The sequence below is a fragment of the Sphaerisporangium sp. NPDC005289 genome (assembly GCF_040607455.1).
Lineage (GTDB): Bacteria > Actinomycetota > Actinomycetes > Streptosporangiales > Streptosporangiaceae > Sphaerisporangium > Sphaerisporangium rhizosphaerae.
In genome coordinates this window covers 1-22532 of record NZ_JBEXGS010000011.1, presented here as the reverse complement: position 1 = coordinate 22532, position 22532 = coordinate 1, and the positions used below count along the sequence as shown (strand labels likewise).

Sequence of the window (22532 nt, the reverse complement as noted above, 5' to 3'; positions counted from 1 at the left end):
CGAAGTCGTCCAAGGGGGATACGCAATGCCCAACGCCAAGAAGTTCGTGAGCACGCTGACGATCTGCGCAGCGCTCACCGGGGGCATGCTCGGCCTGGGGGCCGCGACCACGATCACCGGCGCGAACGCGGCGACCACCATCACCAAGGGGGGCGGGGGAGATTACCGGGACTGGTCCCGTCACCGTAACCGCAACTGGAACCGCAACTGGGCGCGCAACTGGAACCGGACCTTCGCCCGCAGCTGGGCGCGCAACTGGGCCCGCCACCTGAACCGCAGCCTCAGCCGCAGCGCCAACGTCAACCGCCAGGCCCAGGCGATCAACATCCGCCTGATCTTCCCGAACTCGACCGGCACGCCGGTCAGCGCCACCGCCACCTCCACGCCGACCACGACCACCTCGACGCTGCCCCAGGTTCCCTGACCGGGCGAGCGCCGGCCGCCCCGCGGACCGTGGCCCCGCCGCCAGGCCACGGTCCGGAAGGGCGTGACGTCCAGGTCATTTCCCGGATATCGGCCCGACAACTTCCTGCGTCTTGACAACTAATACTTTCGGCTGAGACCGTATAGCCATGTTGGATGTAGCGGTCATCGAGGACCCGGCGGCGGCCGAGGTCTCGCTCGATCCGGTGCGGGCCCGTCTGCTGGCCGAGCTGGCCGTCCCCGGGTCGGCCACCACGCTGGCGGCCAAAGTCGGCCTGCCGCGGCAGAAGGTGAACTACCACCTCAAGACCCTTGAGCGGTACGGGCTGGTCGAGCTGGTGGAGGAGCGGCGCAAGGGCAACGTGACCGAGCGGGTCATGCGCGCCACCGCGGCGTCCTACGTGATCTCGCCGGTGGCGCTGGCCGCCGTCGCCCCCGACCCGGCGCGCTCGCCCGACCAGATGTCGGCGCGGTGGCTGCTGGCGGTGGCCTCCCGGCTGGTGCGCGACGTCGGGCAGCTGATCACCGGGGCGGCCAAGGCGCGCCAGAAGGTCGCGACCTTCGCCATCGACGGCGAGATCCGCTTCGCCTCGGCCGCCGACCGCGCCGCGTTCGCCCTCGAGCTGGCCGAGGCGGTCACCACGCTGGTGGGCAAGTACCACGACGAGGGGGCCGCGGGCGGGCGCGACCACCGGGTCATCGTGGCCGTCCACCCGAGCACCCGGCCCGACACCGGCACGGCGGAGTCCTGAGGGTTCTGAGCGCGGCGGGCGGGGCCGAGACTGTCGGCCCCGCCTGGCATGCTGCGGAGCCATGACTCAGATTCCCGCCGAGAACTTCTCGCCGTCCTGGGGCGACGGCTCCCGCGCAGACCCTCCCCTGGTCGGCGACGAGCGCGAGATCCTCACCTCCTATCTCGACTGGCATCGCCACACCTTCGAGCTCAAGTGCTCCGGGCTCCCGGCCGAGCGGCTGTCCGACAGGAGCGTCCCGCCGTCCGCGATGAGTTTGCACGGTCTGATCCGCCATCTCGCCGCGGTCGAGCGCTGGTGGTTCCGCCTGCAGTTCGCCGGCGAGGACGTCCCGATGCTCTACTACTCCGACGACGATCCCGACCAGGATTTCGGCTCCCTCGACGGCGATCCCGCCGAGGCGCTGGAGGTCTGGCGCGCCGAGTGCGCCCACTCCCGCCGCATCGTCGAGGCGGCCTCCCTGGAGGCGACCGGCACACGCCGCTCGACCGGCGAGCCCGTCTCGCTGCGCCGCATCCTCGTCAGCACGATCGCCGAGTACGCCCGGCACAACGGCCACGCCGACCTGCTCCGCGAGCGCATCGACGGAGCCACGGGCTTCTAGGCCGCTTCGCCCCACGCACACCGGCAGGCCTCAGGAGCACGCGTCCGACCGGCCGGGCGGCTTCGTGCCACCAGCGGGCCCACCGGGCGCCAAAGGTCTCCAGCAGCCGGGGCAGATCGGCGTCCTCGTAGGCCGCGCGACCAGGCTCCCGGTCATGACGGCCGGTATATCACCTCGGCACGCGATGACGGCACGCTCCGAAGACATCTTTGTTCTTGACAATTTTAGTTTTCGGTGGCACCGTAGGAAGTGCGGCGGGCGGTGACCGCGGAAACGAGACCATCGCCTCCCACCCGAACGGCACCCACCCGCATCCGACCGGATGACGTCCATGGAAAGAGTGATCACAATGCAGAAGGTCACGTCGGCAGACGGCACCACCATCGCTTACGACCGCTCTGGCACCGGGCCCGCGGTCATCCTGGTCGGCGGCGGCTTCGCCGAGCGGACCAACCCCCTGTTCGTGGCGGTCGCCGAGGAGCTGTCCTCCCGGTTCACCGTGTTCAACTACGACCGCCGCGGCCGCGGCGACAGCGGTGACACCGAGCCCTACGCCGTGCGGCGCGAGATCGAGGACCTCGACGCCCTCATCGAGGAGGCCGGCGGCTCGGCCCTGGTGTTCGGCGGCTCCTCCGGCGGCGCCCTGGCCCTGGAGGCCGCGCACGCCGGATCCAAGATCAGCAAGCTGGTGGTGTTCGAGCCGCCGTACGTCACCGACGGCAGCCGGGCCGCCCTGCCCAGCGAGAAGGAGATCAGCGACCTGGTGCGCGCCGGCCGCCGCGGCGACGCGGTCGAGCTGTTCATGGTCAAGGGCGCCGACGTCCCCGCCGAGATGATCGGGCAGCTGCGCGAGCAGCCGTTCTGGGCCGGCATGGAGGACGTCGCCCACACCCTGGCCTACGAGGCCGCCATCGTCGGCCCCGGGCCGGTGCCCGCCGAGCGCTTCGCCTCCGTCACCGTTCCGACGCTGGTGCTGGTCGGGGCCGAGAGCTCCCCGCGCATGCAGGACGCGGCGCGCGCGGTCGACGCGGTCCTGCCCGACTCGCGGCTGGCCACCCTGGACGGCATGGCGCACGGCCAGCTCGACACCAAGGTCCTCAGCGCCGAACTGGCGGACTTCTACTCGGCATGACCGGCCGTGAGCACGGCGAGGGGGCGGCGTCCGCGCCGCCCCCTCGTCGCGAGCCGGGCGGTGGAAGCGCCGGTCGTCCAGGGATCACCACGCATGACCTCCGTGCCCTCGGCGCCGCCAGGGATCTTCACGCATAATCTGCGTACCCTCGGATCATCACGCACGATCTGCGTGCCCTCGGCGCCCTCCAAGCATCACCACGCACGACGTGCGAGCCCTCGGCGCACCGGCATCAGCGCGCACGATCTGCGTGCCCTCGGCGCCGTCCGGAGATGACCACGCGTTACCTGCCGGCTCCCGCGTCGTCCGAAGATGAGCACGCGCGACCTGCGTGCCCTCGGCGGCGTGCGGCCCGCCGGCGGTCGCTCGCCACCGCCGTGCACCTAGCCTGGACCGGTGTGGACGGGGAACCGGCCATCCGCGACGGCGAAGGCTACGAAGAGTTCATTCGGCTTTCGGCGACCGTTGTCGTTATTTGACAGCATTTGTCGGTGATCATCACAGGGTCCGTTCGCGCATCCCCCGCAAGGAGGCCACGTGCACACCCTGCAACGCCCGCGACCTTTCTGGCCGGCACGGCTGACCGTCGTGCTCGCCGCCCTCGTCTCCCTGACCGGCCTGGTCGGCATCACCCCCGCCGACGCGTCGGTCTACGGCTCCTGCACCATCTCCCGCTGCGCGGACGCGCGCTCGGCCGACTCGATCTGGGCCTCCAAGGGCTACCCCACCACCAGCGGCTGGTACTCCTGGCCGGACGGCCGCTACAACTACACTGGCGGGCGCTTCTACAACCGCGAGGGACAGCTCCCCAGCGGCGCGACCTACTACGAGTACGACGTGTACTCCCGCGCGAAGGGGGCCGCCCGTGACGCCTACCGCATCGTCGTCAACCGCAGCACCGGCGTGACCTGGTTCTCGCCCAACCACTACACCGACTTCTACCGGCTCTAGGAAACCCATGACACCCGCCGAGCGTCCGCTGCCCCGATGGCTGACGGTGTCCACCGGCCCGGCGCCGGCGGTCGTCGACGGGAGCGCGTGCCGCACCCGCGCCGCCCTCTTCGAGGAGGCGGCGCGGGTCCTGCGCTTCCCCGGCTACTTCGGCCGCAACTGGGACGCCTTCGCCGACTCCCTGCGCGACGCCACCGGCTCTGGGCCGGTCGCCCTGACCGTGGAGCACGCCGAGGACCTGCTCGCCGCCGAACCGCCCGCGCAGCTCGCCACCCTGCTCGACGTCCTGGCCGGGGCCGCCGGCGACGGGCTCACCGTGACCCTGCGCACCGACCCGGCCCACGAGGCCGCGCTGCGCGACCGCCTGTCCGCCGCCCTCACCTGAGCCACGGCGAGACGCTGGGACGACGCGCTAGAACAGGGTCAGCGGCTCGGCCGGCAACGGGTCGGGCAGCGGCTCCAGGGTCGGCACCTGGGCGCGCACGTCGTCGTGGAAGCGGCGGGCGAGCATCAGCGCGTCGGCGTTGTCGGGGGTGTGCACGAACACCGTCGGCGAACGGCCCTCGCGCAGCCATTCCGCCACCGTGGCCACCCACGGCCGCCACCCCTCCACCGTGCGGGCCGCGTCGTCCCGGCCCAGGTAGCGGACGATCGGGCGGTCGGTGAGCGCGGCCGTCCGGCGCGGGACCCGCGGTTTCCTCGTCCACGCCTCCCGTTCGGCGTCGCTGCTCGGCGGGCTCTGGAAAAGGACCGTGGTGTCGAAGGGCACCCACTCGGCCCCGGCCCCCGACAGCACCCGTTCGAGCAGCCCCGCCGACCGCTCGTCGTCGAAGAACGCGCGGTGGCGCACCTCGACGGCGTAGCGGTACCCGCCGGGAAGCCCGCGCAGGAAGCCCGCGAGCGCGCCGGTGTCGCCCGGGGCGAAGGACCCGGGGAGCTGGATCCACAGCGCGTGGGCACGCGGCCCGAGAGGCTCGATCGCCGCGAGGAAGGCGCGCAGCTCCTCCTCGGCGCCGGACAGCCGGCGCTCGTGCGTGATCGACTTGGGCAGCTTGACCACGAAGCGGAAGTCGGGGCCGGTCTGCCGCGCCCACGACTCCACGGTGCTCCGCGCCGGCGTCGCGTAGAACGTGGTGTTGCCCTCCACCGCGTCGCACCAGGTCGCGTACGCCCGCAGGCGCTCGCCGGGGGCGAGCGGATGGGGGAGATATCGTCCCTGCCACGGCGTGTGCGTCCACATCGCGCATCCCACATGAAGCCGCATGCTCCGACGCTACCCTGCGGACCGTCCTCGGCCGCCTGCCGCGGAGGGACGGCCCGGGTAGGATGCGGCGTCATGACCGACGCGCACGCCGTGGTGCGGCAGGTGTCCTCCAAGGTCGTCTACAGCAACCGGTGGATGACGGTGCGCGAGGACGCCATCGAGCATCCCGACGGCTCCCCCGGCCTGTACGGGTACGTCGTCCGGCCCGACTTCGTGCTCGTCGTCCCGCAGGAGGACGACGGCTTCCACCTGGTCGAGGAGTACCGCTACCCGATCGGCCGCCGCTCGTGGAGCTTTCCGCAGGGCTCCGCGCAGGCCACCACCCGCGAGGAGGAGGCCCGCAGGGAGCTGGCGGAGGAAACCGGCCTGCGGGCCGCCGACCTGCGGCACATCGGCCGCCTGGACAACGCCCACGGCATGACCGACCAGGGCCTGCACGTGTACCTGGCCACCGGGCTCACCGAGGGCCAGGCCGAGCGGGAGCACAGCGAGCAGGACATGCGCCAGCGCTGGGTCTCTCGCTCGGAGTTCGAGCACATGATCCTCACCGGCGCCGTCACCGACTCCTCCTCCGTGGCCGCCTACACCCTGCTCCTGCTCCACGAGCGCGCCTGACGGGCCGATCAGCGGACGGCGTGCGGGCGGTAGGCCAGGAAGCCGGCCGCCGGGGAGATGCCGTCGCTCAGCCGCCGGTGGTCGGTGCCGTAGCCACGACGCTGCTGGTAGGCCCAGTACGAGGTGTGCCGGGCGTCCGCCCACCGTTCGAAGATGATCACCTGTCGGCCGGCGGCCGGGCCGGTGGCCCTGATGACCAGGTCGCCGGGCCGCAGCGCGGCCACCGCGACGCGCGTGCTGTAGCGGGGCGAGACCAGCCCCCGCGAGTCGGGGCCGGGGCCGCCGAGCCGCAGCGCCATCGCGGCGTAGCCGGAGCCGTCGGCCCGGTAGCCGCCGTACCGCTTGACCTGGCTGTAGGGCACCCGTTTCACGGTCCCCGGGTTCCAGGTCAGGGCCCTGGCGATGACCTGCGCCGGCGTCAGGCCGGGGACCGGCCACAGCTCCTCGACGATCAGCCGCGCGTCCGCCGCCTGCGGCTGGTACCGCTCCGGGTACTTCGAGACCTGGACGCGCTGGCAGACCTCGCCCACCACCGCCGAGCGCCACGAGCCGTCGGGGTACTTGCGCAGCATCTTGTCCAGGAACGCGCCGGTCGCCCACGCCACGTCCAGCCGCTGGGCGGCGGTGCCCCACGTGGCCCGCTGCTGGAACACGCCCAGGCTGTCGTGGTCGACCTCGCGGTCGATGTTCCGCACGCCCGACTCGACGATGGCCGTGGTGACGGCGATCACCGCGGCCTCACGGGGCAGCGCGCGGGCGCGGACGGCCGCGACGACCGCCCGGGCGCAGGTGACGCGGTAGCCGTCCAGGTACCCGCGCATCTTCATCGTCATCCGGGTGTCGAGCCGCGCGGCCAGGTCCGCGTCCCCCGCCGTCACCGCCGCGCCCCCGCAGGGCGCGGTCGAGACGGCGGCCCGCGTGGTCGAGACGGCGGCCCGCGTGGTCGAGACGGCGGCGGCCCGCGCGGGTGTGCCGGGAGCGGTCACCGCGGGTGTGCCGGGAGCGGTCACCGCCATCGCCGCCGCGAGCAGGACCGCCGTCCCGGCGCCTGCCGCGCGGCCCCCCGCGTGCCGGGACGATCCGGCACGCGGGGGCGTCCTGCGCATCAGGTGTGGCCTGGGCACTAGCGGATCCTCGTGGGACGGTAGGCGTGGAACTGGGAGCCCGCGGTGAGCCCGTCCTTGACCACGCGGTGGTCGGTGCCGTAGCCGGCGCGCTGCTGGTAGGCCCAGTAGGAGGTGTGGGCGGCGTCGGCCCACTTGTCGAAGATGACCACCGCGCGCGCGGTGTTGCCGCCCACCGGATCGATCACCAGGTCGCCTTGGAGCAACTGCGCCATCGCGATGGGACGGCTGTAGGCGCTGGAGGCCAGGGCGGTGGTGAGCGGTCCGGGCTTGGGCAGGCCCAGCGTCATCGACACGTAGCCGGAGCCGTCGGTCCGGTAGCCGCCGTACTGCTTGGCCTGGCTGTAGGGCACCCGCTTCGCGGTCCCCGGGTTCCAGGACATGGCCCGGGCGATCACCTGCGCGCGGGTGACCGTGGGAGGGGGCGGCGGCGGCGCGTCCTCGCGGATGTTCAGCGCGCGGTAGGGCTTGTACTCGCTTCCCGACGACAGGCCGTAGGTGCGCGTGCGGTAGTCGGTCCCGTAATGGCCGCGCTGTTCATAGGCGTAGTAGGAGCTGTGCGCCGAGTTGGCCCACTTGTCGAAGATGACCACATGACGGGTGGTGTTGGAGCCGATCGCGTCGATCACCAGGTCGCCTCTGCGCAGCTCCGACATCTGGATGCGGCGGGTGTAGGCGCTCTTGGCGAGCCCGACGGTGATCGGTCCGGGCTTGGCCAGGCCCAGCGCCATGGAGGCGTAGCCGGAGCAGTCGGTCCGGTAGCCGCCGTGCGTCTTGGTCTGGCTGTAGGGCACCCGCTTGGAGGTGTGGGGATTCCACGTCTTGGCGCGGGCGATCACCTGCGAGCGGGTGATCGGCGCGGCGGCCGCGGCGGCCGCGAGTTCGGGCACCGCGGTGGTGCCGGTGCCCACCACCGCGGCCGGGACGCCGGGGGTGGGGGACGCCGCGTGCGCCGCCGCCGCGGGGGCGAGGCCGCCGCAGGTGACCGCGGTGATGAGTGCCAGGTGTCCCGCCGTGATCCTGAAGCTTCGGTCCGAGGGCATGTGCTCTCCTTGTCCCTGCCGTTTGATCGTTCGGTTGGCCGGCCGAGCACACACGCTGACAGGAAATTCCTGAAACGCTTCGTGAAATTGGTGAAGTTGGGACAATAGCCGCCTAGGTGTCGACATGACCTGCGATGACTCAGACCGCTGGGACAAGGTTGGGACGAACCACCGTGGCGAATGGAACCGGAAACCCGAGCCGGAGCCGACGGCTGCGCCCGCTCCCCGACGATCTCCCCGAGCCGACCCGCGTGCTGCTGCGGGAGCTGCGAGCGCTGAAGGAACGGGCGGGACTCGACCTGCGGGCGCTGGAACAGGCCACCCACGCGAGCCGGTCGTCCTGGGGGCGATGGCTCTCTGGTGAGACGTGGATCCCGCTGGACGCCGTGGAGGGGCTCGCCCGGCTGTGCCGTGCGGACGGGCGTCGCGTACGCGAACTGTGGGAGTCGGCCGAACAGGCGCGACGCTCGGCGGAATGGGACCCCCCCGCCGACACCGCCACAGCCACCGCCACCGCCACCGACACAGCCATCGACACAGCCATCGACACAGCCACCGCCGCCGTCCTGGACCCGGCTCACCCCGGCCCCCTGAGCAACGGGTCGCCGGACCCGGAGACCTCCGTCGGCGCGACCACGGCCCTGGAGACCCGGGTCATCGAGGGTCAGGCCGTCCGGGATGCCGGGCCGGCGCCCGGCGCGGTGGCGCCGCGCGGGCCGGCGGAGCGACTGAGGCGGCGGTTCCTGGTCGGTGCGGCGGCGGGCCTGGTCGTGGGCATGGCCGCCGGCGTGGTGCTCGCCATCTCGGCCCTCGGCGGCGATGCGGGCGGCGAGGCGCGGCGCACGGCCACGCCGAGCACCGCGCGCACCACGGGAGCGGCGGGCGGAACGGTGACTCCGCCGCCCGTCATCGCCCGGACGGCGATGATCGCCCGTGCGGGCGGCTGGCGCCCGGCCACCGCTCGGCGCGTCCCCTACAGCCAGTTCAAGACCTACGAGGGGTACCGGACCGACGGCTCCGGCTACGTCTCCATGGCGCTCGGGCTGCCCCGGCCGGGCCCGAACACCATCAGCCTGGCCTCGCGTGCCTACAGCCGTCCCATCAAGATGGCCGAGCTGCGCCGGGGCGACCTGGTGATCGATCCGGTGGGCGGCAACACCGCGCGCGCGGTGGTCATCTTCGACAAGTGGGCCGACGCCGCCCACACCTCCTACTGGGCCTACCAGCAGCGCGCCGGCTACGGCACCGACCACCGCGTGGTCGAGGACGGGCTCACCGCGGGCTCCCAGTTCCACGCCTACCGTCCGGTCAACCTCCGCGACGACGCCGTCGCCCCCGCGACCGCCGCCTCCCGCACCGCGACCGCGACCGCGATCCCTCTGCCGGACTGAGGAACGAGCGTGTCTAGAGTTGCCCCATGACTCCTCGGGATATTCCGGTGCGCACACTTGCCGATGCGCCGACCACGCTGGCGGAGCTGACCGGCGACGCGGTGACCCTGGTGGTCAACGTCGCGTCGAGATGCGGCCTCACCCCTCAGTACGCCGGCCTGGTCCGGCTCCAGCAGCGCTTCGGCGAGCGTGGTTTCACGGTCGTCGGCGTTCCCTGCAACCAGTTCGCCGGGCAGGAGCCGGGGTCGTCCGAGCAGATCCAGGACTTCTGCGTCACGACCTACGGCGTGGACTTCCCCCTGCTGGAGAAGCTCGACGTCAACGGCGATGACCGCCACCCGCTCTACACGTCCCTGGTGGAGACCCCGGACGCCTCGGGCGACGCGGGCGACGTCCAGTGGAACTTCGAGAAGTTCCTGCTCGACCGCGACGGCGCCGTCGTCGCGCGGTTCCGCCCGCGCGTCGAGCCCGAGGACCCGTCGGTCATCGAGGCCATCGAGAAGACGATCGGACAGAACTGACGCACGGCCTCTTGGCGGCGCATGGCCGCGTGGTGACAATCGGGTCATGGACCTGCGCATCACCACGCTCGCGGAGCGCCCCGAATTGGAGTCCCGGTTGTGGGCGATGCCCGACAGCTGGCCGGTCTTCATGAAGGAGGACCCGGTCGCCGACCTGTTCTACCCGGTGGTCGGCGCCGAGTACGCGGAGTTCGCGCTGGTCGCCGAGGACCGCGACCAGCCGGGCGAGCTCGTCGCGCGCGCCTTCTCGGCGCCCTTCCTGCTCGAAGGCGACGAACTGCCCGACGACGGCTGGGACGGCGTGCTGTGGCGCGCGGCGAGGGCGCGACGCCGCGGGCGGGCGCCCGACGCGATCTCGGCGCTGGAGATCACGATCAGGCCCGACATGCAGGGGAAGGGCCTGTCGGCGGTCATGCTCGGCGCGCTGCGCGACCAGGCGGCACGCCTCGGCTTCGGCGAACTCTTCGCTCCGGTGCGCCCCAGCGGCAAGCACCTCCAGCCGCGCACCCCGATGGCGGACTACGCCGCCCTGCGCAGGGAGGACGGCCTGCCGGCCGACCCCTGGCTGCGCGTCCACGTGCGGGCCGGCGGCGTCATCGAGAAGGTCGCCCGGCGATCCATGGTGGTGCCGGGAACCCTGGAGGAGTGGCGAGGCTGGACGGGCCTTGCTTTCGACGACTCCGGCGAGGTGGAGGTCCCGGGCGCGCTGGTGCCCGTCCACTGCGACGCCGACCACGGCCACGCCGTCTACGTCGAACCCAACGTCTGGGTGCGCCACCGGCTCCCCTAGCCGCCGTCATCGGTTCCGGGACGTGAGAGAACAGGGCCGGGCGACCCCGGGGAGGGAGGTCGCCCGGCCCTGCCGTCGCGGCGGGGATCCCTGACGATCTAGCCCTTGTACTCCGTCTTCAGCTTCTGCTTCTCCGTGAAATCGGGGTCGTTCTTGGGGTCGGTCTTGGGGTCGTTGTTCGGGTCGGCCTGGTCCGGCTTGCCCGTGGGCTTGCCTCCGTGCCTGGGGTCGCGCGGCGGGCCCTTCGGGACGTCCGTGGAGCAGGTCAGCGGGGCGTCGTTGGGCACCAGGACCATCGAGACCGCGACCCGGCTGGTGGATTCGGGCTGGTAGTCCTCGGTCCGCATGCCGATGACCAGCTTGGTCGCCGGGGGCATCGCCGAGGGCGTGAAGATCATCACGGGTTCCCCGTTGGGCTGGCGTCCGTCGTGCAGGACCTTCCTGAAGTCCTTGTCCAGGTTCTGCGAATGGTCCGTCGGCTCACACCACTTGTTGATGGTGATCTGGGCGGGGATGCCGGCCTGGGCCAAGGTCCGCTCCATGGTCGCCGGGTCCAGCGACTGCCGCTTGGTCATCTTCACGGTGACCGTGCCGTCGGGGTTGCTGTCGACGGAGAACGCGGCCAGGTGCACGTGCACCTGGTTGCCGGACGCGAGTGGCGGCGCGTTCACCTGCGGGTTGTCGAGCACGGGCGTCAGCGCGAGGCCGGCCGCCAGCGCGGCGCCGCCCGCGGCCCCCGCGATCCTGCGGCGGCGGCGCGCCCGGCCCGCCGCCACGACCTTCTGCACCGGCGTGCGCATGTGCACCCCGGCCATCGAGTCCCGTACCGCGTCCAGCACGTCGTTGTCGTTCATCGTTCGCCCTCCTGGCTGTTGACTGGTGCGAGGTGACCGCGCATCGCCGCGACGGCGCGCGACAGATGTGCGGTCACGGTTCCTGGAGCGATCCCCAGCGCGCCGGCGGTGGTCTCGGTGTCCAGATCGAGGAACACGCGCAGCGCCACCACCTCCCGCTGCCGCCGTGGCAGGCGCCGTAGCGCCACCAGCAGAGCGGGGTCCACGCCGGCCACGTCCGCCCCCGCGGGATCCACGGCTTCGTGGTCGGTCAGCGCGACCTCGTGACGGCGTCGCCGCCACCAGGTGACCCGGGTGTTGAGCGCCACGCGGACGATCCAGGCGTTCGGCGCCGGATGCCTGCTCACCTTGCGCCAGGACGTCCACGCGCGGGTGAACGCCTCGGCGACCAGGTCCTCCGCCAGCTGCCGGTCGCCGGTGGCGGCCAGCACCGCACGGAGGCAGGCATCCCGGTTCTCCCCGTAGAACTGCTCGAAATCCAGATGCTCCACGTCCCCTATACGCACCAGCCCGCCCGGACGCTTACCTGCTTCGCGTCCCGCTCCGACCTGTGCCCTGGGCGGGCACGGGCGCGGCTATCGGGGCGTGCCGAGGTCGCGGGTGGTTCCCGCCGCGACGGCGTGAAGTTTGTCGGGGTTGGCGACGTTGTGGATGGCGGTGATCCGGCCGTCGGCGTCGAAGTCGAAGGTGACGGTGGCGATCACCCGGCCCGGGCCGCGGAACACCATTCCCGGACCACCGTTGATCTCGGCCGGTTCCGCGGTCATGTCGGCCGGCTCGACGCCCTGGTAGGCGACCTCGCCGATGGCCGCGAACCAGGCGGCGACCGTCCGCGCGCCCACGACCGGACGCAGCGCCTGGCGCACCTTGCCGCCGCCGTCGGTCCACAGTGTGACGTCCGGGGACAGCAGTTCCATGAGGGTGTTGATATCGCCTCCGGTCGCGGCGGCGAGGAACCGCCCGGTGACCTCGCGCTGCCGCGACCTGTCGGCGGTGAAGCGCGGCCGCCGGGCTCGCACGTGCTCGCGGGCGCGGTGCGCCGCCTGGCGCACCGCGGGCTCGGAACGCTCGACGGCCACGGCGATCTCGGCGTGGCTGAAGCCGAAGACCTCCTTCAGCACGAACACCGCGCGTTCGAGCGGGCTCAGCGTCTCCAGCACCACCAGCATGGCCATCGACACCGAATCGGCGCCCGCGACGTCGTCGGCGGTGTCGCCGCTGGTCAGAAGGGGTTCCGGGAGCCACGGCCCCACATAGGTCTCGCGCCGGCGCCGGGTCGAGCGCAACCGTTCCATCGCCAGGTTCGACACGATGCGCGCCAGGTACGCCTTGGGGTCGGCCACCTGCGAGCGATCGGCGGCCGACCATTTGATCCAGGCGTCCTGCACGGCGTCCTCGGCGTCGGCCACGGTGCCGAGCAGACGGTAGGCCACGGAGAACAGCAGGTTGCGGTGTTCGTTGAACACCTGCTGGTCGTGGTCCGCGGACGGGTGCGTCATCGCACGCCCCGAGTGCGGGTGAAGCGGCCGCCGCGCGGCCAGAAGGCGCCCGAGGCGGGCATCTTCTTCATGCGGCCGTAGGTCGGCCAGGGGGAAGCGCTCACCGTCTCCTTATAGCGTGCGGCCAGGCGGCCGGTCAGATACACCCGTCGCGGGCTGTCGTCGGGGTGGGTGAACTGGACGACCGCGTCGTGCCGGCCGAGGCTCACCGGCGTGTGGTAGTAGCCGAAGCGGAACGGCTTGGGCCGCCTGCCGTCCAGCGCGCGGACGATGGACACCGCGGCGTGCACCCCGGTGGGCATGCCGCTCTGGCAGGTCCCGTGCATGACGCCGTAGCCCTGGCGGATCGCGGCGGCGTCGCCCACGGCGTACACCTCCGGGTGCGACACCGACCGGAGCGCCTCGTCGGTGACCACGCGGCCGCGCTCGTCGACGGTCAGGCCCGCGGCGGCGGCCAGCGGCGACACGCGGGTGCCGCCGGTCCACAGGACGACGTCGGCGGCGACGCTCTCCCCGCCCGCCAGTTCCACCGCGCCGGGCAGCACCTTCACCACCTCGGCCCCGGCGCGCACGCGGACGCCCAGGCGTTCGAGCGCCACCCGCAGGTACGCCCCCGCCTCGGGGTGCATGGCCGCTCCCGGCTCCTGCCGGCCAAGGAGCACGACGTCCAGCTCGGGGTGCCGCTCGGCGAGCTCGGCGGCCGACTCCACGCCGGTCAGCCCGCTGCCGCAGACCGCGACGGTGCCGCCGCCGAGCCGGGCCAGCCGGCCGGCCAGCGCCTCGGCGTCGCGCGCGTCGGCGAGCGTGTAGGCATGGTCCTCGGCGCCCGGCGGTCGCCGGCTCGGGCGTACAGGCCCAGGCCGCCACGTGGGCCACCGCCGCCTCGAAATCCGCCACCGCCTCGAAATCCGCAACCGCCGGCGAGTCCGCCGTCGCGCGGTGCCGTACGACCCAGCTCAAGGCGAGCATCGGACGGGTCGACGCCGGAGCCGGCCAGCGGTACGCGCCGCTCGTGTTCACCAACACCTCGGCCAAGACGTGCTGGGTCTACGGCTTCGTCGGGCTCGTCATGATCGACGGCAAGGGGGACGCCCTGCGGACCAGGACCCGCAGGGAGAGCGTCACCCCGCACCGGGTCACCCTGCGGCCCGGCGGCCAGGGGCGGGCACGGCTGCACTGGACGGTCATGAAGGTGGGCGCCGAGAAGGCCTGCCAGCCGGCCGCCCGCCTCATGATCATCCCGCCCGACGAGGTCGCCCATCTGGAGATTCCCTTCAAGGCGAGCGTCTGCGACGACGGCCGCGTCGACGTCACCCCCTTCCGCTGACCGGACCGCCCACGCCGGCCGAGGCCCGGCCGGCGCCCCAGGCGGCGTGGCCGGACGTCGGCGGGATCCGGGCGGGAGGCCGTCCGCAGGCCGGACGTCGGCGTGGTCCTGGCGGGAGGCCGTCGGGCAGGCCGGACGTCGGCGTGGTCCGGGCGGGAGGTCGTCCGGCAGGCCGGACAGGTCTTCCCGTCCGAGGGCGTCGTCCCCTCTGGTTCTTCCTGTTTCCTCCCAGTACCCCACCAACGATTCCGCCGCTTTCTCGTCCGGCATTTTCCGCCCCTGTGGCGCCGCTTTGAATTCCCCGGGGAATCGCCGGCCGGACTTCCGCCGGAGACACGGTTCCCCTGGTGGACGGAGCCTGCACACTCTCGGAGGCGCGATGCCGTATTTCTCTGACGCATTCGAGGTATCGCGTTCACGCGGCCATCCGCCAAAAGCGATATTTGCCGCCGCCTGGGCGATTTCGCCAGATATCGGGATTAGTGTGGATGTTCAGCGCCGCATCGGCGTGTCCCGGGACCCGGACCCGGCGCCGGTCATCCCGCCATCCGGGCTCGGCTCTCACCTCAGGGAGTGATCTCTGATGCTCAAACGCCTCCTCTTCGCCGCCGCGCTGGCGGCCTCCACGTTCGTCGTCACCGGCGCCGCCCAGGCGTCCAGCCCAAGCGTCTGCGCATCGGCCGGACACCGCGCCCCCTCCTCCTCCGACCTGTGCATGTGGAGGGACGACGGCTGCTACTACTGCTACAGCTACAGGACCGCGCGGTGGGACCAGCAGTATTGCGGCGGCGGCGACGACAGCGGTGACAGCGGCGACGGGGAGTAGCCGCATCGGCGACCGGCCGTCACGGCGACGGCGGTCCTGCGGAGCATCACCCGACGGGGCCGCCCACGCATCCACGGATGTGAGCTATGGCGACATATGGCTATAACTGTCCGCATTGCCGCGAGGTCGAGGTGACTTTTCCGATCGGCACCGCACCGGCGGAGGCGTCCTGCCCCGGCTGTGGCGCGGCGTCGGCCCGGGCGTTCTCGGCGCCGACGCTGGTGCGCACGCGGGCCGCGGTGTCGGCTCACGTGCGGCGGGCCGAGCGCAGCGCCTCCGAGCCCGAAGTCGTCACCTCCCTGCCGGGGCGCCGCCCCAGCGGCGCGGTGGCCCTCCATCCCGCCGCCGGCCGCCTGCCGCGGCCGTGACCGTCCCGGTCGCGCAGCGCCGAAAGGAGCCCAGCCGTGCCAGAGTTGATCTTCCCGCTCGACTCGGACAAGAGGTTCACCGACCAGGCCAAGATCGGCCACAACCGCTGGCACCCCGAGATCCCGCCGGTGGCGTGGGTCAAGCCCGGCGACGCCTTCCGGGTCCACTGCCGGGAGTGGTTCGACGGCGCGATCCACAACGACGACTCCGCCCAGGACATCCGTGACGCCCCGCTGACGACGGTGCACGCGCTCAGCGGCCCGTTCGGGGTCGAGGGAGCGGAGCCTGGCGACCTGCTGGTCGTGGACATCCTCGACCTCGGCCCCATCCCGCAGGAGGACAGCGGCCCACTGGCCGGTCAGGGCTGGGGCTACACCGGCATCTTCGCGACCGAGAACGGCGGCGGCTTCCTCACCGAGCAGTTCCCCGACGCTTACAAGGCGATCTGGGATTTCTCCGGGCAGACCGCTACATCGCGCCACGTCCCCGCGGTGGCGTTCACCGGCATCGTCCATCCCGGGCTCATGGGCACGGCGCCGTCGGCGGCGCTGCTGTCCAGGTGGAACGCCCGCGAGGGGGCACTGAGAGCCACCGACCCGCGAAGAGTGCCGCCGCTGGCCCTGCCCCCCGAGCCCCGGGACGCCGTCCTCGGCTCGGTGCCCCGGTCGGACTTCGACCGGATCGCGGCCGAGGCCGCCCGCACCGCGCCTCCGAGAGAGAACGGCGGCAACCAGGACATCAAGAACCTGACCAAGGGCTCGCGGGTGTTCTATCCGGTGTTCGTGCCCGGAGCGAACCTGTCGGTCGGCGACCTGCACTTCTCCCAGGGCGACGGCGAGATCACCTTCTGCGGCGCCATCGAGATGGGCGGCTTCGTCGACCTGCGGGTCGAGCTGCTCAAGGACGGCATGCGGACCTACGGGGTCGGTGAGAACACCATCTTCATGCCGGGCCGCACCGCCCCGCAGTACAGCGAGTGGCTCGCGTTCTCCGGGGTGTCGGTCACCCTGGACGGCGAGCAGCGCTATCTGGACTCGCACCTGGCCTACCAGCGGGCCTGCCTGCACGCGATCGACTACCTGACGGCCTTCGGCTACCACCCCGAGCAGGCGTACCTGCTGCTCGGCGCCGCGCCGATCGAGGGCCGGCTGTCGGGGGTGGTGGACATCCCCAACTCCTGCGCCACCGTCTACCTGCCCACCGCGATCTTCGACTTCGACGTCCGTCCGGGCGCGTCCGGCCCGGTCTGCGCCCCCCGGGGCGCGGCGCCGCACGCCCGCTTCGAGTGAACCCGCCGACGGCGCAGCGGCCCACCCGGGCCCCTGTCCACCGACGAGCCCGAACAGGCGACGGCCCGCCGGGATCACGGCGGGCCGTCGCGTGAGGTGCCCGCAGGTCAGCCGTCGTTCTCCGACGACGGAATGGCCGCGCCCGGCACCTGGTCCGGCGCGTAGAACTTCGTCTCACCCGGGTAGGGCTTCTTGAAGTCGTGCGCCTCGTACCACGAGAAGTGGTCCATCTGCACCGGGCTGACGGAGTCGGCCCGGGCGGCGGGCCCGCTGAACGGCTGCCGCGACTTCCAGGCCGCCCACTTCGCCGCGACCTCCTTCTGGTCGGCCGGCACCTTCGCCGTCGGCGCGGCCGCGGCGCTCGGGTTCTGCGGCGCCGGGGTGTCCGCACCGCAGGACGGCAGGTTCGCCGCCGACAGACCCAAGGTCAGCGAAGTGCGGTTCGGCAGGAAGGTGAAGGGCCTGTAGTCGGGCTTCTTGGTGAAGGCCCGGCTCATCGGGGTGGCGGCGGTGTCCTTCTGGTTCATCGGGTGGATCCCGAGGATCTGCTCGATGGTGCGGATCATGTTGATCTGCGTGTAGTAGCGGCTGTCCACCGTGCCGTGCTGGGCCCAGGGGCTGATGATCTGGATCGGGGCACGGTGGCCGTCGACGTGGTCGGTGCCGGCCTGGGAGTCGTCCTCGACCACGAAGATCGCGGAGTCCTTCCAGTACGGGCTGTGCGAGATGGTGTCCACGATCTTGCCGACGGCCAGGTCGTTGTCGGCGACCTGGGCGGCGCCGTTCACCGGACCGCCGGTGTGATCGCTGGAGAGCCAGAACATGTTCAGGTTCGCCGGGCCGTTGGCCTCGAAGTCACGCTTCCAGATCTGGTACCGGTAGATGTCCGGGACGCTGGTGTCGAACTTCGGGAAGCCGTGCACCGACACGTCGTTGAGCGACGGGATCGGGGAGGAGGAGTTCAGGGTGTACTTGGTGTCCTGCCCCGTCGACTCCATGTCCTTGGTGTCGCAGTACAGGTTCTGCCAGGTCGCGCCGACCGGCTTGGTGAGGAACTGGTGGAACTCGCCGAAGTTCCGCACGGAGTCGCCCGCCGCCTGCGCGCCGCTCCAGATGAAGCCGGTCCGCTGGTGGCCGAGCGCGTCGTCCTCGGTGTCGTAGCTGCGCAGGTACTCACCGGCCGAGGACTCGGTGTACTCGGGGTTGTCGGCCTGCATCAGCCAGTTGTGGCCCTCGGCGGAGTTGGTGCCGATGTCGTAGGTGTTGTCGTACAGCCCGAACTGCTTGGCCAGCGCGTGCTGGTTCGGCGTCACGTTGTCGCCGTACTGGGCCAGCGAAGGGTCGCCGTTGCCCTGCGGAAGGTCGCCGAGGACCTGGTCGTAGGTCCGGTTCTCCTTGACGATCAGGAAGACGTGCTTGATCGTCGAGGGGTCGCCCAGCCGCTTCGGGACCGCCTCGGCCTTCTGCTTGTTGCCGTGCGCGACCTTCAGGTCGTTCTTGCCCCAGCCGTTCTGGGCGAAGACCTTGGCCGTGTACTCGGCGATCTGCCTGTCGTCCGGCAGCGTGAACCGCTGCAGGCTGGAGGTGGTGTCGTGGGTGCCGTGCCCGGCGGCGGTGGTGGGGCGGCGGGCGTCGATGCCACGGGTGTTGGAGACCAGCACCTGGTCGCCGACGGTGGTGATCTCCGCGGGGAAGTAGTCCGTCGGGAGCAGGCCGACATAACTGACCGGCTCCTGCGGCGAGGTGTACCGGTAGACGGCGACCGCGTTGGCGCGTCCGAGGGTGACCAGCAGGTGGCCGTCGTCGGTGAGCGTCACCGCGTCGGGCTCGTAGCCGACCTGGGACTCCGGCCACGGCTGGGTGGCGATCGTCTGGACGACCTGGTCGCGGGCCGTGTCGATGACCGACACGTCGTTCGTGGCGGTGTTGGTGACGAACAACGCCCCGTTCTTGGCGTACAGGGCGGTCGGGTGCAGACCGGTCTCGATGCTCGCGACGGCGGCGGCCGGGTTGGCCAGGTCGATGACGCTGACCGTGCCGGTGGTGGCGGCACCGGTCTTCGGGTCGGCCGGCACCTGGGTGCCGTAGGAGTTGATCGTCGTCTCGCCGGGGTTGGCCGGACGGCCGCCCTCGTTGCTGACGTAGAGCTTGGTCCCGACCGCGACCAGGTCACGAGGGGCGTTGCCCACGGCCCAGCTCTGCTGGATGGCGCCGGTCGCCGCGTCGAGGGCGACCACCCGGTTCTGGCCGTTGACGGCGACGTACACGGTCTTGCCGTCGGCGGAGAACACCGGCTCACCCACCAGCGCGCGCTTCGAGCCCTGCGCGGCGATGGTGACGTTCACCGGGTTGGCGAGGCTGCCGTCCGCGTTCACCGTGAACCTGGTGAACCCGTCGGCCCGGCCCAGCCACAGCTGCGAACCGTCGGGCGAGTACGTGGGGCCTTCCTGGCCCACGTCGTTGCCGCTGATGCGCAGGTTCGCCGCCGCGTTGTTGCCGACGAGCTGCTGCACCTTCCAGTTCTTCAGGTCGACGATGACGAGCGCCATCCCGCCGTCGGTGATGTTGGCGGCCAGGTGGGTGCCGTCCGGGCTGACCGTGGACGACATGATCTTGCCGTTGTCGATGACGAGGCGCTCGCCGATCGGGTCGAGGTACTGGGCGCCGGAGACGACCAGGCCCTTGCCGGTGGTCTGGCCGACCTGGTCGGTGCCGAACATCTCAGTGGAGGCATAGGCCATGCCACCGCTGACGACGACGAGGGCGGCGGTGCCCACCGCGAGAAAGCGGCCGGTGTGCCGACCGGAGAGACCAAAACGGGTTTTCTCCACGCGCTTGCGTTGGACGTGCATGAATCATTCCTTCGGGGTGCCGGCAAGCAGGTCGACGTTTCCGTCGAACTGCCACAGGGGGTTGGGCGCGTCTCCGGCCGGAGTACGCACCTGGAAGAAGCCGTTGACCTCCTTGGGTCCGTCTCCGTCTGCGACGTACCGCCCGTCCGCGGTGACGTCGAGCTGGTAGATGGCCGACCCCACGGCGGTCGTGCCGGGGAGGTGCCAGGACACGACACACCGCCAGTCGTTGCCCGGCCCCTCGTCCGGCACCCGGGAGCCGCCCTTATCGCAGGATGCGGTGGCCCCCAACCGCGCCTCGGTGACATCGGGACGATTGAGCTCCCGCGTCTGCAGCCGGTAGAGGTGGGCGAACGCCGTGGCGAGCGAGTCCTGCAGCTTCACCTTCCCGATCCCCGAGCCGGTGGCCGGGGTCGCGACGGCCACCACGCCGACGGTCAGGGCCACCAGCGCGGCCAGCGGCAGGACCGCCGCCGCCAGGACCTGCCGGCCGGAGCCGTCGTAGGTCAGGTCGGTGAAGTCGCGGCGCAGGAACAGGCGGTAGGCCAGCGCGGTGGCGGTGACCGCCCACACCAGGCTCACCGCGAGGCCCATGAGCAGGGGACCCGTCTGCGCCGGATCGGTGAACAGCCCGCGCCAGGCGATGAAGGCGTTGCTCGGCAGGGCCAGCCGCACGGCCACCGGCAGCGGGAGCAACTGCGCGAGCTGCAGCGCGAAGGCGAGCAGCGCGGGCACCAGCAGCCCCATCGGAGAGCGGCCCAGGGCCACCGAGCCGAGCAGACCGACCGCGGCGAACGCCAGCGTCGGCGCCAGCGCGCAGGCCCACGCGAGCAGGACCGTTCCGGCCGCGTCCGCCGGGGCCAGGAGATGGCCGTCCAGGCCGGCGAGCTGCCGGCCGCCGACCGCGGCCAGGCCGCCGGCGATGCCCGACGCGGCCAGTCCGGCCACCAGCAGCAGGATCACGGTGAGGCTGGCCAGGGTCTTCGCCACGAAGATCCGCCGCGGGGAACGCACCGCCACCAGGAGATGGCGCCAGGTGCCCAGCCGGTCCTCGGCGGCGAAGACGTCGCCGGCGACCAGCGCCGTCAGCAGCGGCAGCGCCCAGCTGCACGAGAAGTCCAGCACGACCAGCGCCCCGGCCCAGCCGGTCGCGTTCATCCATCGGCCGAAGACCGTGTCGGCGGGCAGCGTGCTCTGCAGGCTCACCGCGGCCACGAAGGCCGCCGGGCCGATCCAGCAGGCCGCGAGCAGCAGGCGGATCCGCCACTGCGAGAGCAGCTTGACCAGCTCGAACCGGTAGGCGCGCGTCACCGGCGCCGGGTGCGCGCCGGTGCGGGGTTGGGTCAGGGTTGTCGCGGTCATCGCGCGTCCTGCCGTCCGGCGCCGGTCATGGCGGTCCCTTCTTGGTCGGTCCGCGCTGCTTCCTGGCCGGTCCGCAGGGATGTCTCGTGCTCGGTTCCTGTGGGAGCGGTCATCGCGGGTGTTTCGTGATCGGTCCGTGTGGGCGCGGTGCCGGTCAGGGCCAGGAACGCGGCCTCCAGGGGCGCCACCACGGGTCCGAGCTCACGGAGCGCCACGCCGGCTCCCACCAGCCGGACGACCAGTTCGTCCAGAGCCGTCACCGGCCCGCGGACGACGACGTCGGCGGCGTCCGCCCGTTGGCCGAGGTCGCGGCCGGGCACGACGCGGAGCCCGGGCGCCTGTGACGCCAGCCGGCGAGCGGCCTCCGGGTCGGAGGTGACCAGCCGGTAGTCCAGCTCGCCGCTCTCGGCGGCGAGCCTGCCCACCGGCCCGGTGAAGACGACGCGGCCGGTGGCGAGGATGGTGACCTCCGAGCACAGCACGGCGAGGTCGTCCATCCGGTGGCTGGACAGGACCACGGCGGCCCCGTCCTCGGCCAGTCCGGTGATGACGCGGTGCACGTGCTGCTTGCCCGCGGGGTCCAGGCCGTTGGCGGGCTCGTCGAGAACGAGCAGTCGTGGCTTGGTGAGCAGCGCGGCGGCCAGTCCGAGCCGCTGGCGCATCCCGAGCGAGAAGCCCCGGACACGGTCGTCGGCGACATCGGTGAGTCCCACCTGCTCCAGCGCGTCGTCCACGCCGGCGGCGCCGCCGGACTCCTGCCGGCGCAGGGACGCCAGGGCCGAGAGGTTCTGCCGAGCCGTGAGCGAGGGATAGAGCCCGGGGCCGTCCACGAATCCCGCGACGCCGTCGGGTACGGCGAGCGTCCGCCCGACCGGCGTGCCCAGGATCTCAAGGTCACCGCTGTCGGCGACCGCCAGGCCCAGCAGCAGACCCAGGAGCGTCGTCTTGCCGGCGCCGTTCGGGCCGACCAGACCGTGGACCTGCCCGCCCGCCACGTCCAGGTCGATGCCGTCGAGTGCGATCACCTCGCCGAAGGACTTGGTGATCCCGCGCGCTCGGACCGCGGGGCTGCTGTGCATGTCGGTCTCCCTTGGCTTGATCCCCAGCCACCTGAACTTAGAGATCGCGGTTGACCCTGGAGCGGCGCACAGTCAAACGTTGCGTAAATCCCACACAACCCGCCGATATCCCCATAAACCACCGAAACCCGCCTCAATCCGGCGATCTGCGTAATCGCCCTGGTCAAGGCCGCCTACGACCTCCCCGCCATGGCGAGGGGAGGTCGCCGGTCCGGAACGGGACAACACCCGCCGAGCGGCGGTGAACGGCCGCATCGTCACTCCCGGCCCGGCTCTCGACGGGCTTTCCGTCGCAGTGAACGGCGATTCCGGCCGTCCTGTGTGTCGTTGTGCACGCTCGCGGCCGAGTGTGCATTCGTACGCAGAAGACCCCCTTGCCCGGCTCCTAACGTGAGCGTCGTCGCCGGCGAGCAGCACACTCACCGGCGGCGCAACCCGGAACACCCGGCCCCGAGCCGGAACCCT

Annotated in this window: 23 protein-coding genes and 1 pseudogene; 14 read left to right on the top strand and 10 right to left on the bottom strand. The window is 71.9% G+C overall.

Features of this window, described 5'->3' with window-relative positions; all coding sequences use genetic code 11:
- Positions 1–25 precede the first annotated feature (25 nt).
- The 6 genes from ABZT47_RS20155 to ABZT47_RS20130 all read left to right on the top strand — a co-directional run bounded on the left by ABZT47_RS20155 (position 26) and on the right by ABZT47_RS20130 (position 4247).
- Positions 26–424: a hypothetical protein gene (locus ABZT47_RS20155; RefSeq protein WP_354843959.1), complete on the top strand. Its 399-nt coding sequence runs from the start codon at positions 26–28 to the stop codon at positions 422–424.
- 148 nt (positions 425–572) lie between these two features.
- The gene (locus ABZT47_RS20150) at positions 573–1175 is read left to right on the top strand and encodes a helix-turn-helix domain-containing protein (protein ID WP_354843956.1); all 603 of its coding nucleotides are present in this window, start codon (positions 573–575) and stop codon (positions 1173–1175) included.
- 61 nt (positions 1176–1236) lie between these two features.
- Positions 1237–1779 (top strand): DinB family protein, encoded by a 543-nt coding sequence (locus ABZT47_RS20145; protein WP_354843953.1) that lies wholly within the window; start codon positions 1237–1239, stop codon positions 1777–1779.
- Between the two features lie 349 nt (positions 1780–2128).
- A complete protein-coding gene (locus tag ABZT47_RS20140; protein WP_354843951.1) occupies positions 2129–2911 on the top strand; it encodes an alpha/beta hydrolase in 783 nt (260 codons plus the stop codon).
- A gap of 537 nt (positions 2912–3448) precedes the next feature.
- The gene (locus ABZT47_RS20135) at positions 3449–3862 is read left to right on the top strand and encodes a ribonuclease domain-containing protein (RefSeq protein WP_354843948.1); all 414 of its coding nucleotides are present in this window, start codon (positions 3449–3451) and stop codon (positions 3860–3862) included.
- Between the two features lie 7 nt (positions 3863–3869).
- Entirely contained in the window at positions 3870–4247 is a 378-nt protein-coding gene (locus ABZT47_RS20130; RefSeq protein ID WP_354843946.1) for a barstar family protein, read from the top strand.
- Positions 4248–4274: 27 nt separating this feature from the next.
- Here ABZT47_RS20130 and ABZT47_RS20125 read toward each other — a convergent pair whose 3' ends face one another.
- Positions 4275–5126, bottom strand: a complete 852-nt coding sequence (locus ABZT47_RS20125; protein ID WP_354843943.1) for a DUF72 domain-containing protein — start codon at positions 5124–5126, stop codon at positions 4275–4277.
- Between the two features lie 72 nt (positions 5127–5198).
- On the opposite strand from ABZT47_RS20125, the gene ABZT47_RS20120 reads away from it, so the two are divergent.
- Positions 5199–5741 (top strand): NUDIX hydrolase, encoded by a 543-nt coding sequence (locus ABZT47_RS20120; RefSeq protein WP_354843940.1) that lies wholly within the window; start codon positions 5199–5201, stop codon positions 5739–5741.
- A gap of 8 nt (positions 5742–5749) precedes the next feature.
- On the opposite strand, the gene ABZT47_RS20115 is transcribed toward ABZT47_RS20120, so the two are convergent.
- On the bottom strand, positions 5750–6865 hold the full coding sequence (locus ABZT47_RS20115) for a hypothetical protein (RefSeq protein ID WP_354843937.1): 1116 nt from the start codon (positions 6863–6865) through the stop codon (positions 5750–5752).
- Entirely contained in the window at positions 6865–7908 is a 1044-nt protein-coding gene (locus ABZT47_RS20110; protein WP_354843934.1) for a hypothetical protein, read from the bottom strand. Before ABZT47_RS20110 ends, ABZT47_RS20115 begins: the two co-directional genes overlap by 1 nt.
- A 173-nt stretch (positions 7909–8081) precedes the next feature.
- On the opposite strand from ABZT47_RS20110, the gene ABZT47_RS20105 reads away from it, so the two are divergent.
- Genes ABZT47_RS20105 through ABZT47_RS20095 form a run of 3 tightly spaced genes read left to right on the top strand, consistent with a single transcriptional unit; the run spans position 8082 to position 10610 of the window.
- A complete protein-coding gene (locus ABZT47_RS20105) occupies positions 8082–9299 on the top strand; it encodes a helix-turn-helix transcriptional regulator (RefSeq protein ID WP_354843932.1) in 1218 nt (405 codons plus the stop codon).
- A 26-nt stretch (positions 9300–9325) separates the two neighbouring features.
- Entirely contained in the window at positions 9326–9820 is a 495-nt protein-coding gene (locus ABZT47_RS20100) for a glutathione peroxidase (RefSeq protein ID WP_354843928.1), read from the top strand.
- A gap of 46 nt (positions 9821–9866) precedes the next feature.
- The gene (locus ABZT47_RS20095) at positions 9867–10610 is read left to right on the top strand and encodes an N-acetyltransferase (protein WP_354843925.1); all 744 of its coding nucleotides are present in this window, start codon (positions 9867–9869) and stop codon (positions 10608–10610) included.
- A 98-nt stretch (positions 10611–10708) separates the two neighbouring features.
- On the opposite strand, the gene ABZT47_RS20090 is transcribed toward ABZT47_RS20095, so the two are convergent.
- The 4 genes from ABZT47_RS20090 to ABZT47_RS20075 all read right to left on the bottom strand — a co-directional run bounded on the left by ABZT47_RS20090 (position 10709) and on the right by ABZT47_RS20075 (position 13877).
- The gene (locus ABZT47_RS20090; protein ID WP_354843922.1) at positions 10709–11464 is read right to left on the bottom strand and encodes a hypothetical protein; all 756 of its coding nucleotides are present in this window, start codon (positions 11462–11464) and stop codon (positions 10709–10711) included.
- On the bottom strand, positions 11461–11955 hold the full coding sequence (locus tag ABZT47_RS20085; protein WP_354843920.1) for a sigma-70 family RNA polymerase sigma factor: 495 nt from the start codon (positions 11953–11955) through the stop codon (positions 11461–11463). Before ABZT47_RS20085 ends, ABZT47_RS20090 begins: the two co-directional genes overlap by 4 nt.
- Positions 11956–12039: 84 nt before the next feature.
- Complete coding sequence (locus tag ABZT47_RS20080; protein ID WP_354843917.1) at positions 12040–12963, bottom strand: RNA polymerase sigma-70 factor; 924 nt, start codon at positions 12961–12963, stop codon at positions 12040–12042.
- Positions 12960–13877, bottom strand: coding sequence for an FAD-dependent oxidoreductase (locus ABZT47_RS20075; RefSeq protein ID WP_354843914.1), 918 nt, complete (start codon positions 13875–13877; stop codon positions 12960–12962). Before ABZT47_RS20075 ends, ABZT47_RS20080 begins: the two co-directional genes overlap by 4 nt.
- A gap of 38 nt (positions 13878–13915) precedes the next feature.
- On the opposite strand from ABZT47_RS20075, the pseudogene ABZT47_RS20070 reads away from it, so the two are divergent.
- The 4 genes and pseudogenes from ABZT47_RS20070 to fmdA all read left to right on the top strand — a co-directional run.
- Positions 13916–14290: pseudogene (locus ABZT47_RS20070) on the top strand (DUF4232 domain-containing protein); the annotation flags it as partial.
- 583 nt (positions 14291–14873) lie between these two features.
- Positions 14874–15116, top strand: a complete 243-nt coding sequence (locus ABZT47_RS20065; protein ID WP_354843912.1) for a hypothetical protein — start codon at positions 14874–14876, stop codon at positions 15114–15116.
- Positions 15117–15202: 86 nt separating this feature from the next.
- Entirely contained in the window at positions 15203–15484 is a 282-nt protein-coding gene (locus tag ABZT47_RS20060) for a zinc ribbon domain-containing protein (RefSeq protein ID WP_354843909.1), read from the top strand.
- Between the two features lie 36 nt (positions 15485–15520).
- Positions 15521–16774 (top strand): formamidase, encoded by a 1254-nt coding sequence (gene fmdA, locus ABZT47_RS20055; protein ID WP_354843906.1) that lies wholly within the window; start codon positions 15521–15523, stop codon positions 16772–16774.
- A gap of 107 nt (positions 16775–16881) precedes the next feature.
- On the opposite strand, the gene ABZT47_RS20050 is transcribed toward fmdA, so the two are convergent.
- Genes ABZT47_RS20050 through ABZT47_RS20040 form a run of 3 tightly spaced genes read right to left on the bottom strand, consistent with a single transcriptional unit; the run spans position 16882 to position 22067 of the window.
- Positions 16882–19626 carry a bifunctional YncE family protein/alkaline phosphatase family protein gene (locus ABZT47_RS20050; RefSeq protein WP_354843904.1) on the bottom strand — a complete coding sequence of 915 codons (2745 nt, stop codon included), beginning with the start codon at positions 19624–19626 and terminating at the stop codon, positions 16882–16884.
- 3 nt (positions 19627–19629) lie between these two features.
- A complete protein-coding gene (locus ABZT47_RS20045) occupies positions 19630–20988 on the bottom strand; it encodes an ABC transporter permease (protein ID WP_354843901.1) in 1359 nt (452 codons plus the stop codon).
- Positions 20985–22067: an ABC transporter ATP-binding protein gene (locus ABZT47_RS20040; protein WP_354843898.1), complete on the bottom strand. Its 1083-nt coding sequence runs from the start codon at positions 22065–22067 to the stop codon at positions 20985–20987. Before ABZT47_RS20040 ends, ABZT47_RS20045 begins: the two co-directional genes overlap by 4 nt.
- Positions 22068–22532: the final 465 nt, after the last annotated feature.

Bases quoted from the DNA above. Each gene is read 5' to 3' on its own strand.
- ABZT47_RS20155 (WP_354843959.1), top strand. From the start codon at position 26: ATGCCCAACGCCAAGAAGTTCGTGAGCACGCTGACGATCTGCGCAGCG.
- ABZT47_RS20150 (WP_354843956.1), top strand. From the start codon at position 573: ATGTTGGATGTAGCGGTCATCGAGGACCCGGCGGCGGCCGAGGTCTCG.
- ABZT47_RS20145 (WP_354843953.1), top strand. From the start codon at position 1,237: ATGACTCAGATTCCCGCCGAGAACTTCTCGCCGTCCTGGGGCGACGGC.
- ABZT47_RS20140 (WP_354843951.1), top strand. From the start codon at position 2,129: ATGCAGAAGGTCACGTCGGCAGACGGCACCACCATCGCTTACGACCGC.
- ABZT47_RS20130 (WP_354843946.1), top strand. From the start codon at position 3,870: ATGACACCCGCCGAGCGTCCGCTGCCCCGATGGCTGACGGTGTCCACC.
- ABZT47_RS20125 (WP_354843943.1), bottom strand. From the start codon at position 5,126: ATGCGGCTTCATGTGGGATGCGCGATGTGGACGCACACGCCGTGGCAG.
- ABZT47_RS20120 (WP_354843940.1), top strand. From the start codon at position 5,199: ATGACCGACGCGCACGCCGTGGTGCGGCAGGTGTCCTCCAAGGTCGTC.
- ABZT47_RS20110 (WP_354843934.1), bottom strand. From the start codon at position 7,908: ATGCCCTCGGACCGAAGCTTCAGGATCACGGCGGGACACCTGGCACTC.
- ABZT47_RS20100 (WP_354843928.1), top strand. From the start codon at position 9,326: ATGACTCCTCGGGATATTCCGGTGCGCACACTTGCCGATGCGCCGACC.
- ABZT47_RS20095 (WP_354843925.1), top strand. From the start codon at position 9,867: ATGGACCTGCGCATCACCACGCTCGCGGAGCGCCCCGAATTGGAGTCC.
- ABZT47_RS20090 (WP_354843922.1), bottom strand. From the start codon at position 11,464: ATGAACGACAACGACGTGCTGGACGCGGTACGGGACTCGATGGCCGGG.
- ABZT47_RS20080 (WP_354843917.1), bottom strand. From the start codon at position 12,963: ATGACGCACCCGTCCGCGGACCACGACCAGCAGGTGTTCAACGAACAC.
- ABZT47_RS20065 (WP_354843912.1), top strand. From the start codon at position 14,874: ATGCTCAAACGCCTCCTCTTCGCCGCCGCGCTGGCGGCCTCCACGTTC.
- ABZT47_RS20060 (WP_354843909.1), top strand. From the start codon at position 15,203: ATGGCGACATATGGCTATAACTGTCCGCATTGCCGCGAGGTCGAGGTG.
- ABZT47_RS20050 (WP_354843904.1), bottom strand. From the start codon at position 19,626: ATGCACGTCCAACGCAAGCGCGTGGAGAAAACCCGTTTTGGTCTCTCC.
- ABZT47_RS20045 (WP_354843901.1), bottom strand. From the start codon at position 20,988: ATGACCGCGACAACCCTGACCCAACCCCGCACCGGCGCGCACCCGGCG.
- ABZT47_RS20040 (WP_354843898.1), bottom strand. From the start codon at position 22,067: ATGCACAGCAGCCCCGCGGTCCGAGCGCGCGGGATCACCAAGTCCTTC.